Source organism: Streptomyces lincolnensis, from assembly GCF_021173675.1.
In the GTDB taxonomy this organism is placed as follows: Bacteria; Actinomycetota; Actinomycetes; order Streptomycetales; family Streptomycetaceae; genus Streptomyces; species Streptomyces lincolnensis_B.
In genome coordinates this window covers 20,774-33,338 of sequence record NZ_JAIHON010000028.1, presented here as the reverse complement: position 1 = coordinate 33,338, position 12,565 = coordinate 20,774, and the positions used below count along the sequence as shown (strand labels likewise).

The 12,565-nt window shown below is 70.1% G+C and carries 11 protein-coding genes; 5 read left to right on the top strand and 6 right to left on the bottom strand.

The features are described from left to right. The first annotated feature begins 52 nt into the window (after positions 1-52). Positions 53-652, top strand: a complete 600-nt coding sequence (locus tag K4B79_RS46235) for a TetR/AcrR family transcriptional regulator (RefSeq protein ID WP_232033480.1) — start codon at positions 53-55, stop codon at positions 650-652. Between the two features lie 104 nt (positions 653-756). Here the strand turns inward: K4B79_RS46235 and K4B79_RS46230 are convergent, their stop codons facing one another. From K4B79_RS46230 to K4B79_RS46215, 4 genes are all read right to left on the bottom strand, one after another. Continuing rightward, positions 757-2,439: a hypothetical protein gene (locus tag K4B79_RS46230; protein WP_232033479.1), complete on the bottom strand. Its 1,683-nt coding sequence runs from the start codon at positions 2,437-2,439 to the stop codon at positions 757-759. Next, positions 2,436-2,756, bottom strand: coding sequence for a helix-turn-helix domain-containing protein (locus K4B79_RS46225; protein WP_232033478.1), 321 nt, complete (start codon positions 2,754-2,756; stop codon positions 2,436-2,438). Before K4B79_RS46225 ends, K4B79_RS46230 begins: the two co-directional genes overlap by 4 nt. 18 nt (positions 2,757-2,774) lie before the next feature. Then, the gene (locus K4B79_RS46220; protein WP_232033477.1) at positions 2,775-3,827 is read right to left on the bottom strand and encodes a tyrosine-type recombinase/integrase; all 1,053 of its coding nucleotides are present in this window, start codon (positions 3,825-3,827) and stop codon (positions 2,775-2,777) included. Between the two features lie 570 nt (positions 3,828-4,397). Continuing rightward, positions 4,398-4,922 (bottom strand): CGNR zinc finger domain-containing protein, encoded by a 525-nt coding sequence (locus K4B79_RS46215; RefSeq protein ID WP_232033476.1) that lies wholly within the window; start codon positions 4,920-4,922, stop codon positions 4,398-4,400. A gap of 26 nt (positions 4,923-4,948) precedes the next feature. Between K4B79_RS46215 and K4B79_RS46210 the strand changes: the two genes are divergently transcribed. The 4 genes from K4B79_RS46210 (at position 4,949) to K4B79_RS46190 (ending at position 11,395) form a co-directional block, all read left to right on the top strand. Continuing rightward, entirely contained in the window at positions 4,949-6,214 is a 1,266-nt protein-coding gene (locus tag K4B79_RS46210; protein ID WP_232033475.1) for an MFS transporter, read from the top strand. 78 nt (positions 6,215-6,292) lie between these two features. Beyond that, on the top strand, positions 6,293-9,049 hold the full coding sequence (locus K4B79_RS48160) for a helix-turn-helix transcriptional regulator (protein ID WP_269464782.1): 2,757 nt from the start codon (positions 6,293-6,295) through the stop codon (positions 9,047-9,049). Between the two features lie 142 nt (positions 9,050-9,191). Then, positions 9,192-9,926, top strand: coding sequence for an alpha/beta fold hydrolase (locus K4B79_RS46195; protein WP_232033474.1), 735 nt, complete (start codon positions 9,192-9,194; stop codon positions 9,924-9,926). Between the two features lie 137 nt (positions 9,927-10,063). After that, positions 10,064-11,395, top strand: a complete 1,332-nt coding sequence (locus K4B79_RS46190; protein WP_232033473.1) for an NAD(P)/FAD-dependent oxidoreductase — start codon at positions 10,064-10,066, stop codon at positions 11,393-11,395. Between the two features lie 42 nt (positions 11,396-11,437). Here the strand turns inward: K4B79_RS46190 and K4B79_RS46185 are convergent, their stop codons facing one another. Further along, a complete protein-coding gene (locus tag K4B79_RS46185) occupies positions 11,438-12,007 on the bottom strand; it encodes a hypothetical protein (protein WP_232033472.1) in 570 nt (189 codons plus the stop codon). Between the two features lie 215 nt (positions 12,008-12,222). Next, entirely contained in the window at positions 12,223-12,516 is a 294-nt protein-coding gene (locus K4B79_RS46180) for a hypothetical protein (protein WP_232033471.1), read from the bottom strand. Positions 12,517-12,565 lie beyond the last annotated feature (49 nt).

Here is a 12,565-nt window from a genome sequence, read left to right as displayed (position 1 = left end):
TAATGGGCGGTTGCCCACTCGTTAAGGGCAGGGCGGCGCGGAAAGGGAGACAATGCCGTCAGGGGTGCACATCCACAACGTGCGCGGCCAGTTGTTCGAAGCCGCCGAGCGCGTCCTGCTTCGGGACGGACCCGACGCGTTGACCAGCCGGGCGGTCACGGAGGAGGCGAACTGTGCCAAGGGTGTGCTGCACCGGCACTTCGCCGACTTCGACGCTTTCCTGGCGGAACTGGTCCTCGATCGCGTCCGCGGCATCGAGGACCGGACCAGGATTCTGCGCGCGGCCGCCGGGACCGGGAGCGTGGTGGACAACCTCGCCGACGCGCTGCAGGACCTGTTCGGGCCGGTCACGGTGGCGATCGTGGCGCTCATCGCCTTCCGCGACGGCCTCCGCGCCCGGCTGCGCGAGGCCGGTCTGACCGGTATCCCGCTGGCCGTGCAAGGCACTGCCATGATCGCCGCATACCTCACCGATGAGCGGGAGTTGGGGCGCCTGGCCGGTGACGCAGACATCGACACACTCGCCCCCACCCTCGTCGGGGCCGGGCACCTGCTGTTCGCCGACCGGACAAGCGCCCCGCCGCAGACCGCCGCCGTCCGCAAGATGGTGACCACCGTCATCGCCGGCGCCTTGCGACCACCCCAGCCGTGACCCGAGCGCCCAGGCCGCACCTCGCCAGGCGTTGCTAACGCGCGTCGGAAGATTGCTAGCCGACTGCTAGAGATTGACCGAGACTGTTAACGCAGCCCTGGGACCTACAGGTGGAATGGCCTGGTGTAGCGCAGTCCGGTGTCGGGGGTGATGTTGAATACCGCGCAAAGGTGTTGCGGGTCGGCGCCGGTGACGGCGGCCTCTTCGAGGATTCGGTCCTCGCGAAGTCGTCGTGCAGTGACGGGGAGATCCTTGAGCAGGGGCTGCATCCAGCCGATGGTGACCGGCGTGCGAGAGTGCGCGGTCTGCGAGCTGATGAACAGGTGGGGGTTGCGGGTGTGTGGCCAGCGTGCGTTCCGGAGGTGGATGTAGTCGGCGGCGGCCTGGCGAGTGAAGGCATCCAGCGGATGGTCGATGTCACCAAACGAGAGCCGGCCGCCGGTGAAGTCGATGGCAGCCAAGGGCAGTGCTCGGGCCTGGTGGGGATAGAGCGCATGAATGCCGATGAGGGCGATCAACAGTTTGAGAGCGGGGTCGATGTCGGCGGCCGCGGCGAGAATTTGGATCGCCTCGGCGCTCAGTGGCGTGGGCACCGAGGTGGGCTTCGGCCCCAAGCGCAGACCGCGTGCGGGATTGACGAACAGCAACCGTTGGCTCTTGAGGGTCTTGAACATGTTGCGCAGCGCGACGGCGTCGTTGTGCGGTGATGCGCAATGGGCGAGCCACTCCGTGAGGTCGGCGCGCGTGACCTGGCGAAGGGTGCGGTAGCGCTTCGAGCAATCGAGGAGGAATGGGGCCGAGGCGTCAACCTGGTTGCGGACGGTGTTGGTCGAGCGGGGACGGCGACGGGGCCCGCCGTATCGGACGATGCGGATCCACACGAGGGCTTCTGCACGGATCTCCAGGTGCACGTTGCTGAGCCGACGGTGGATCCACGCGTCGAGAGGGTCAATGCGGTCGTCGTCGAGAAGGTCGAGGTGAGCGAGGACCTCGGTAACCCGGGTAATGGCGCGTGTGGCTCGCTGGCGCGGCAGAGTGGCGACGGTGCTGGCCTTGATGCGTTCGTGCGGACCGTGGACGGCGGTCAGCAGGTAGAGGCTTCGCAGCACCCGCTCGCGCAAGGCCGGTGACCAGCCTTGGGCCTCGGCGCTTGCCTCGGCCCGCGCGGAGACGTAGGCGGTGAAGGCGGGATCGATGGGCTCGACATCGTGAACGGTGACGCGCGACATGTCCCGCTCGGCGATGAACAGCGGCTCCTGGCGCCACTGAGGCATCGCCCAGAATGAGCCGCCGAGGAGCTGGTGCGCTTCGGGTGAGCCGTGCTCCCGCGGTCGGGCGGCGAGGTGGACCCGCCGGACCAGATCGGCGATGAACAGCTGCTGCCCGGTGGTGGCCGCGGTGGTGAGGTCTGGTCGCTGCCAGGTCCGTGGAACGGCTTGGGCCTGGCAGCGGCACAGCCTGCATACCCCGTGCTTGAGGAGCGGCACGGTGCGGCGGCAGGTCGCGCAAGCGCCGGTCTCGTGGCTGCGGTTGCGTAAGGAGGTGCAGGCTGCACAGCGGCCGTGGCGGTGCCAGGTGCCCCAGGCGAGGCAGTCGCTGCAGCTGTCCGCGTACGGCACGCCGGGATGACAGCGACGGCAGTAGCCGCCGACGTAGTGGGCGTCGCTGCCGCATGCTTTGCAGGTCGGCTGCGGAAGGTCGGGATGCAGACAGCTGAAGCAGCGGAGCCGGCCGTACTCCGCGACCTTGTCGCTGCACTGCTTGCACGGCCGGGGCCGCAGGTTCACAGCGGTGGTTCCGTCCGACCGGCCCGACGTTCGATCCTGGGGTGCTCGCCCGCGACCGCCGCCGGGGCGGAAGTGCTTGCGGGACGCCGAGCGCGGGCCTTCTCGGGCTCCGGGGCCAGAAGGTCGTTGGGTTGGCAGCCCAGGACCTCGCAGATGATGTCGAGGTCGTCCAGACGGATGGTGACCGGCTGCCCGGACCACAGATTGGACATCTTCCCCGCGCTGATCGTCAGGCCCGCGTCGGCGAGCATCGACTGCAGCTGTGAGGACTTCCAGATGTCGCGCTGCGCGGCGGCCAGCCGCAGGTTCCACTTCATGACGGCTCCTGCCCTGGGCTATCCGGTGAACCGAGACGCGGCCCGCTGGCCGGCGGAAGTCCAGGCGTCCTCGATGTGGGTCTTGTTGACGTGCACGTAGATCATCGTGGTGTTGATCCAGCGATGACCGAGCAGCTCCTGGATAGCGACGACGTTCATGCCCTGTGCATACAGATCGGACGCAGCGAAGTGCCGGAGCGCGTGCGGGGTAGCACGGCCGGACCAGCGAGGCAGGTGGCGCTCCGCCATCGCGCCCCGGATCGCGCTGGTGCTCACGCGCTTGCAGCGGCCACCGGGATCGCGGCGCTCGGAGGGGAACAGCGGTGCACCGGGCTCATCGAGGTGCCCGTCGAACTCCCACCGCGGGCCCTGGAGCCACCATTCGAGGAGTTCACGAGAGCCGTTGATGAGCGGGACCAGGCGCTCCTTCTTCTGACCGCGGCTGCCCTTGCCGCGCAGCAGCACCTTGCCGAAGGTGCCCAGGTCCCAGCGGATGTCGTGGACTTCGAGCAGACACAGTTCCGAGACCCGCGGGCCGATGAGGCTGGCCAGGCGGCATGCGGTGTAGTTACGGACACTCGGTGCGTACTTCCGAGCCGAATGTAGATCGTCGCGCCATCCGGCGAAGAGCCGATCGACGTCCGCGGCCGGCGGCGGGATCCGCACCCGCATGTTGGTCTTGCCTCGTGGGCGGTTGATCTCATCGACCGGGCATTGCACCAGCACGCCGGTCGCCGCGTGGATATCGGCCTGATGCCGCACCTCCAGGAACTCGAAGTACGTCGCCAGGGCGTGCGCCTTGCGGACCTTGGTCAGCGTGGCCAGCCGTCGCTGGTCCTCGCCGAAGAACCGGTCGAGGTCAGTCGGGATCAGCTCCCAGAGTGGGCGGCCGCACCAGCCGCGCACCTCCATCAGCGCATCCACGTCGCCGGAGATCGTCTCGTCGGCGATTCCGGCCGCCGCCCGGGCAAGCACGAACGCAGACAGCAGGTCCTGCTCGAAGTCCGCTATGTCCTGCGGTGACTCCAACAGCGGTCGAGATCGGATTGGTGCAACGACAGCGAGCGACATCCCGCCCCCTCAACTTCGCCATACCTAGCGGAATCTCAGGCTGCCGGATAGAAGCTCATGAATTCTGAGACTTCCTCGCTGTTCACCCTTGAGGGTGACGGAGGACCGTCGACGCACTCCGCAGGACCGGGGGCCCCGCTCGCGGGGAGCGGGGCGATGGGGAACTCAAGCGCACATTCACAACGAGCACGTTCATCTCGGTCATGAAGCGGGTGGAGCCGCAGATCGCGACGATACGCGGGAGGCCCAACTGCTTCTTCGCGTCGGCGAGTTTCTCCTCGGGGGTGCGCGGTTGCGGGTATGACACCGGTTCCTCCTGGTGGTGTGGTCCAAGGTGTGCCTGCGGAGACGAGAACGAGGGTGTCCAAGTTCGCCTTCGCCCCGACCGGGGTCAAGGCCGACGAACGCGGGACCCTCCTTGACCTCCGGCACTTGGCCTCGAACGGCACCGAGAGTGCGCACCCGGAGGAGTCATATTCATCGGTCGGAATCCCCGCCCGCGCGCCCGAAGCTGTGCTCCTGGGCCGGGTTCGGAGACAGTCGTCGGTCGGTGTCCGGGCCGTAGATCGGTCAGATGGCTGCGGTTCGCGCTCGGTGCCTGCGGACGGCGTCACGGTTGGCGCAGCGCTGCGAGCAGTAGCGCTGCCGGCCGGTGCGCGAGGTGTCGGCGAAGGCGTGGTCGCACTCGGTCACCGCGCAGCGCCGCAGCCGGTGCATTCCGCGTCCCGCCAGATGCAGTGCGGTGCCGACCGCGAAGAGCGTCAACAGTACGGCGCCGAGCGGCTGTTCCGCGTCCCGGTAGTGCAGATGCCAGCCGGTGTCGGCGTGGCAGGTCAGCCGTGGATAGGCGGCGGCTTCGGCCAGCATCCGGTTCAGCAGATCGGCGCGCTCCTGTTCCCCGGCGGCGTCGACGATCCTCTCCCAGGCATGGAGCGCGGCCTGCGTGCGGTCGAGGTCGCCCGCTGTGACCGGTCGCTCCAGCATGAGCCCGGCGGCGCGGCAGCGGTCGGCCAGCTCATCCGCACTCCGAGGCGGGCGGTTGGCCAGGTCCGCGGCCAGGTTCACCGCGTCCTCGCCGTAAGGGTTGAGCTGCATAAGCCCATTACAGCAGTGTGGTCGCCATGGCACAAGAAACCGTCGGACGCGCCGGAGCCCGGGCCCGTGACCCGTGGCGCCATCGCTGGATCGTGCTGGGCGTCGCCACCTTCACCCAGGCTGCGTCCGGCTTCTTCGTGGGCGGCCTGGGAGCGCTCGGCGTCCACCTGCAACGCGCGCTGGACCTGAGCACCGCACAGTTGGGCCTGCTGGTCTCGGCGGCTCAACTCGTGCCGTTGGCCGGGCTGTTGGTGGCCGGCGAATTACTGGACCGCTACAGCGAGCGCTGGGTGGTCGGGATCGGGGCCTGCGTGGTCGCGGTGGCTCTGTGCGCGGGGAGCCTGGCACCGGGATACACGGCCCTGCTGGTCGCGTTGCTGGTGGTCGGCGCGGGGTACAGCACCATCCAACCGGGTGGGAGCAAGTCGGTGGCGTCCTGGTTCGACGTGTCACAGCGGGGCTTCGCGATGGGCATCCGGCAGGCCGGGCTGCCACTGGGGGCGGCGCTCGCCTCGGCCGCGCTCCCGCTCGTCGCTGAGGAGTTCGGCTGGCGGGCGACCCTGCTGACCGGCGGCTGCGTCGCGTTGCTCGGAGCCGGGCTCTTCATGGGCTGCTACCGCCGGCCGCCCGCAGAGTCCGTCCCGGGGGACAGAAAACCGTCGGACCCGCTCGCCGCTCAGCTCCGCGCCCGACTGCGCATGCTCCGTGAACCGTCGACGGTGAAGATCATGCTGTCGGGGAGCAGCCTGATCTCGGTGCAGTACGGCGTGAGCATTCTGGCGGTGCTCCACCTCCACCGCCTGGCATCGGTCGATGCCGGGACGGCGGCCCTGATTCTGACGGCGTCCCAGGGCGCCGGCGTTGCGGGCCGGATCTGCCTGGCGGCCTGGAGCGACCGGAGCAGGTCCGGGCGCTATGTCATCGTGCTGGTCTGCATGGCCGCCGTGATCGCTGGGCTGTGTGTGTTGATGACGCCGGCCGGGCGGACACCGGTCGTCGCCTCCGGCGTCTTCATCTGGCTCGGGTTCTTCGGCTTCGGCTGGTACGGCCCGTGGGTCGCCTACGTCACCGAGGCGGCCCCACCGGGCAGAACCGGTTTCGCCCTGGGGCTGGCCATGTCCGCCAACCAGGTCGCCATCATCACGGTGCCGCCCGTGCTCGGCCTGCTGGTCGACGTCACCGGCGGCTTCACACCGGCCTGGGTACTGCTGTGCCTGCTCACCGCCGTCGCCATGGCGGGTGCCCTTCACCGGCCGCGACGACGTGGGGCCAGGGGTGGTCTCGGCGAATGACGAGTGGGTTCGGCCGACTCGGATAAGATGCACGGACAAAGACATGGCGGAGCGATACTTGCGGCAAAGGCGGATTTAATGCCTGATATCGCGCCGTTGCGGGGGCGACGCGACGAGCTGGCGGAACTGGAAGCTCTGGTACGCCGTGCCCGCGTCGGCCACAGTGGGGCACTGGTCGTCTGCGGCGAGGCCGGTGTCGGCAAGACGGCGCTCCTGGACCACGTCATCGCGGAGGCCGGGACAACCGTCCGCACCGAGCGCATCGTCGCCTCGCAGTCCGAGATGGAACTCGCCTACGCCGGCCTCCAGCAGCTCTGCGGGAACATGATGGGTTCGGCCGCCCGGCTGCCGGCCCCGCAACAGGAGGCCATCGAAGCGGCGTTCGGGCTGCGCAGCGCCGCAGCGCCGAGCCCGTTCCTGGTGGGGCTGGCGTTGCTGGGGCTGCTCACCGAGGCCGCTGAGGACCGCGGACTGCTGTGCGTCGTCGACGACGCACAGTGGCTCGACCAGGCCTCGGCGCGCGCCCTCGCGTTCGCCGCCCGGCGGCTGGACGCGGAAGGCGTCGCCCTGGTGCTCGTCATGCGCCGGCCGGACGAGGTGTTCGCCGGCCTGGCGCACCTGGTCGTGGAAGGGCTGAGTCACGAGGACGCGCGCGAGATCCTGCGCCTGGCGGTGCCCGGCGGTCTCGACCAGCGGGTTCGCGACCAGCTCATCGCGGAGGCGCGCGGCAACCCGCTCGCGCTGCGGGAGCTGCCCCGGGCCCTGAACCCGGCCCAGATCGCCAGCGGCCTGACCCTGAGCAGCACCCTGCCGCTGGAGAACCGCATCGAACAGAGCCTGGTCGTGCAGCTCGCCTCGCTGCCCGCACCGGCACGGCTTCTGCTGCTGCTGGCGGCCGCCGAGCCCACCGGTGATCCCGGACTGCTGTGGCGGGCGAGCGCGGTACTGGGACTGGGGCCGGACGCCTTCGACGCGGCCAAGGACGCCGAGGCGCTCGTCGTCGGCACACGCGTCGGCTTCCGGCATCCGCTGGTGCGCTCGGCCGTGTACCGGGCGGCGTCGCCGGCGGACCGGCGCCGCGTCCACGCCGCCCTGGCGGACGTCACCAGCGCCGAGCACGACCCGGACCGCCGGGCCTGGCACCGGGCCAGTGCCACCCTGCATCCGGACGAGGAGGTCGCCGCCGATCTCGAGCGGTCCGCGGCACGTGCGCGCACACGCGGCGGCCCGGCTGCGGCGGGCGCGTTCCTGGAGAGGGCGGCGGAACTCACCCCCTCGCCGTTCCACCGCGGACAGCGGCTGATCGCGGCCGCCGAGGCCAAGCACGACGCGGGCGCGCCGGGCGCCGCCCTCCGTCTGCTGGAGTCCGCCCGCGCCCTCCCGCTCACCACGTTGCAGGAGGCGCTCGTCGCGCGGCTGCACGCCCGGGCCGGATACGCGCTGCGGCGTGATCGCAGCGGGGTGCAGCAGCTGCTCGCCGCGGCGCAGGGACTGGAAGAGCTCGCCCCGGTGCTCGCCCGCGACACCTACATCGAGGTGCTGGCCGCAGCGACCTACGGCGGCCGGCTCGGCGACGCCGAACAGGTGACCGCCGTCGCGAACGCGATCCTCGCGGCTACGCCCGCCGCAGAGGAGTCCGACCGGGCGGGCGACCTCATTCTGCGTGGCCAGGCGCTGCTCGCCGCCGAGGGGCAGGAGGCCGCGATCGCCACCCTGCGCCGGGCCCAGCGCGCCTACCTCGAACAGGCGCCGGACTTCCTCGAACTGCACTGGATGTGGTTCGCCTCCCGTGCCGCCCAGGACCTGTGGGACCCGGCCGGACTGCGCGCCCTCGCCGACCGGCAGGTCGAACTCGCCCGCGCCGAAGGCGTCGTCACCGTGCTGCCGATCGCCCTCAGCCTGCTGCTGCTCGTGCAGATGATCGACGGCGACCTGGACGCGGCCGAGGCCTCCTGCGACGAGATCGACGCCATCAAGGAAGCCACCGGCAATCCGCTCCCGCGCTACGGACGGCTCCTCCTCGCGTCATACCGAGGACAGGCCGACGACGTCGAACGCTGGGCGGAGCGCATCCGGGCCGACGGACAGGCACGCGGCGAGGGATACGCGCTGAGCGCGGCCAACTTCTCCCAGGCGGTCCTCTACAACGGCCTCGGCCGCTTCGCCGAGGCGGTCGCCTGTGGTCGTCGCGAACTGCCGTACACCCATGAACTGAACCTCGCGATGCGCACGCTGGTCGAACTGGTGGAAGCGGCCGCGCACACCGGTGAGTACGAGCTCGCCGAGACGGCGCTCAGGCAGTTGGCCGGTGTCACACGGCCGGTGGGCACCTCCTACGCGCTGGCCGTGCTGGGGATGGCGGAGGCGCAACTGCGTGAGGGGGAGGAGGCGGAGAACCTCTACCGGGATGCGATCAAACGCTTCGAGCACGAGCGGATCCCGATCTGGGTGGGGCGCTGCCGCCTGCTGTACGGCGAGGCGCTCAACCGCCAGGGCCGGCACGCCGACGCGCGGGAGCAACTCCGCGCCGCGCACGAGGTGCTGACGGCCTGTGGCCTGAACGGCTTCGCCCAGCGCGCCGCGGACGAGCTGCGCGCGAGCGGTGAACCCCTGCGAGTGCGTGAACGGGGATCGGAGGCGCAGCTCACCGAGCAGGAACTCAACGTGGCCCGCCTGGCGCGCGAAGGACTGACGAACCGGGAGATCGGCGCCCGCCTGTTCATCAGCGCGCACACTGTCGAGTACCACCTGCGCAAGGTCTTCGCGAAACTCGGTATCAAGCGACGCACCGAGCTGAAGCCCGCCCTCGCCGGACTCACCTCGACCTCGGGATAACACTGTTGTTGTCAGAGCGTCCTTCCCCGGGGCATCGTCGGGTGTGACCACAGAACACTGGGCCACAGTGAGGTAATAACAGTGTGACACCATGAGTTGTCATTTCATGCACGAGACGGCATCCACGCAAAGGGGTACACCCATGCCCGCAATTCTCGTCCACGGCGTCCCGGACACCCAGCACGTATGGGACGGTGTGCGCCGACACCTGACCAGGGCCGACGTGCAAGCCTGGAACCTGCCCGGCTTCGGGGCCGAACGACCGGCCGGCTTCGGTTCCACCAAGGAGGAGTACGCGGACTGGCTCATCGAGCGACTGGAGCGGATCGGCGAGCCGGTGGACCTGGTCGGTCACGACTGGGGATGCATCCTCACCCTTCGCGTGGCCTCCCTACGCCCCGACCTCGTCCGTACCTGGGCAGGAGGCAACGGACCGATCAGCGCGGAGTACGTCTGGCACCCGCTGGCCAGGATCTGGCAGGACCAGGTCGAGGGCGACCGCTACATGTCCGAACTGCGCGCGGAGCCGTTCGCGCAGGAGGTGTCGGTCGGCTTCGACGTACCACTGCCGCTGGCCAAGGAGATGGCGAGCCGGGTGGACGACACGATGAAGGACGCGGTCCTAAAGCTGTACCGCTCGGCGGTCACCATGGGCGCGGAATGGGAACCGGCGCTCGCCGACGTGACCGCACCCTGCGTGGTCTTCTGGGGAGCGCGGGACCCCGCCTGCCAGATCGAGTTCGGGCACAGGCTCGGTGACTCCCTGCGCGCTTCCGAAGTGATCGAGATGGACTGCAATCACTGGCCGCCGCTCCAACGGCCCGCGGAGGTCGCCGAGATCCTGGAGAAGCACTGGAACGCGCACTCCGGCGCCTGACCGGCACGACGGTCGGGGAGACCGGCCGAGCGGACGGCATCGGCGAACCCGTATGCGCCCGGACCGGTGCCGCTTGTGTCACACGGGACGGCGACGACCGGTCTAAAGAGTCGAAGCCGAGGAGAACAGAGGACACCGTGCGTGAGATCTTGATCGTGGGCGGCGGCTACGCGGGTTTCTACACCGCGTGGGGTCTTGAGAAGAAGTTGCGACGCGGCGAGGCACGGGTCACCGTCGTCGACCCGCGTCCCTACATGACGTATCAGCCGTTCCTGCCCGAGGTGGTCGCGGGGTCGGTGGAGGCGCGTCATGCCGCGGTGTCGCTGCGGCGGCATCTGCACCGGACCCGTCTGATCGCGGGTGCGGTGACGGAGATCCGCAACGCCGCGCACACCGTCACGGTCCGGCCGCAGTCCGGGCCGGAGTTCGACCTGCGCTACGACACGCTGGTGGTGACGGCGGGAGCCGTCACCCGCACCTTCCCGATTCCGGGGCTGCGCGAGCAGGCGTACGGACTCAAACACGTCGAGGAGGCCGTGGCGATCCGCGACCGGCTGCTCACGTCGTTCGACCGCGCGGCGACGCTGCCGGACGGGTCGGAACGGCGCAGGCTGCTCACTGCCACCGTCGTCGGTGGCGGCTTCTCCGGAGTGGAGGGCTTCGGTGAACTGCTCAGCCTGGCCTCCGCGTTGCTCAAGCACTATCCGGAGATCAAGGCGGACGAACTCGCCTTCCACCTGGTCGAGGCACGGGGCCGCATACTGCCCGAGGTCACCGACCGGCCCGGAGAGTGGGTGGTGCGCTCACTGGAGAAGCGGGGCGCGCGCGTCCATCTGAACACCCAGCTCCTCTCCGCCGAGAACGGACGTGTCGTGCTGTCGGACGGAACGGAGTACGACTCGGGCCTGCTGGTGTGGACGGCGGGCAACGCCTCCAACCCGATCGTGCACAATCACACCGACCTCCCGGTCGACGAGCGCGGCCTGTTGAGGGTGCGCGCGGATCTCCGGGTGGGCACGGAGACCGAGGTGGTGCCGGACGTCTGGGCGGCCGGTGACGACGCCTCGGTGCCCGATCTCGCCGTAGGCCGACCGGACGCCCGCACGGTGCCCAACGCCCAGCACGCGGTGCGTCAGGGCAAGCGCCTCGCGAAGAACCTCCTGGCGTCCCTGCGCGGTCGACCGACCAGGAACTACGTGCACCACAGCCTCGGGGTGGTGGCCACGCTCGGCCTGGGCCGTGGCATCTTTCAGTACCGACGCCTGGTCATCAAGGGTTTCCCGGCCTGGCTGATGCACCGCGGCTATCACGTCCTGGCCGTGCCGAGCTGGGAGCGCAAAGCGCGGGTGTTCGCCGTGTGGGCGACCGCCACCCTCTACGGCCGTGACATCGTCTCTCTCGCCTCGGTCCAGCACCCGAGGGACGCCTTCGTCTCCAACGGTGAGCCCCGGCTGCAGGAGTCACACTGAGCGCGTCCGCTGCCGGGACTGCCGGCAACTGCCGGGCGTTGCTCAGGGCTTGGCCGCGCGGTACAGACCGCGGCCGACCCGGCGCACGCGCGAGGAGCCGACGAGACGGTCGAGCGTGCTCCGGATGGCGTTGATGCTGCCACTGTCGGTGGCCCGGCCGAGGGCGTCGGCCACATCCCGGGCCCGGACGTCGACATCGCCGGCCTGTGCGAAGTAGGCCAGGATCTGTTCGGTGAGTTTGCCGTACGTCCTCACACCATCGGTGTCACTCTCGGCACGGTCGGCCGTCGCCCGGCTCCCGGCACCCTCCTCGACCGGGGCCGGGGCCGCGACCGGCGCGGGCCGCGTGGGCACCGATGCCACCGTCACCGGCGCCTCCGCATCCGCATCCGCATCCGCGGCCACGAAACGGTGTGTCGCGGACGACGCGGCGGCCCCCGGCATGAGGGGCCGAAGGGCGCCGAGGGCCCGCTGTACGGAGCCGAGGTGCGCGGTGACCGCGGCCAGTTCCCTCTCCAGTGCCTGCTTCTGCAGCTCCAGGCGGGCCAGGTCCGCCTGGAGGCCCTCGGCGGTGATCTCGATGTCGCGGGCCGTGGGGGTCACGGAGACCATGGGTTCCTCTCGTTCGCACCCCTTGTTCCGGCGGGGCCGCCCGTTGTGCGGGCTCCGTCACGCGGCCCGGCATCGGGGGCATGGTATCGGGGATGGTAGCGGGCATTGATCGAGTGCCCCCGCCGACCGCAGAGCGCGGCCGACGGGAGTGGCGGCCCACACCGCGTCCACCGCGTCCACCGCGACGGTCCGCCGGTACCCGTCCGCGCTCTGCGTCAGGTAGGACCGGGCGTCGAAGGGGCGATGCGGGCGCCGCCTTCCCGGCCCGCGGGCGCTTCGTTGTCGGGGGACCCTGCAGCGGAGAGGCGCAGTCGCCGCAGAGTCTCGGAGACCGCGTGGATACGGGCGTCCACTGTTTCGATCGCCTCTCGGAGCACGCTCAGCCGTCCTTCGAGCAGAGCGGCCTCCGCCGCCAGGGCCGCGGCGGCGGCAGCCGGATCGGACATCCGATGCGTGCGAGCCACCACCGTTTCTGAGAAGCCTGTGTCACGAGCTTCACGCACTTCCATGTTCCTGCTCCTTCGCTGCGGGACTCGGGCGGGCAACGCCGCAAGCCGT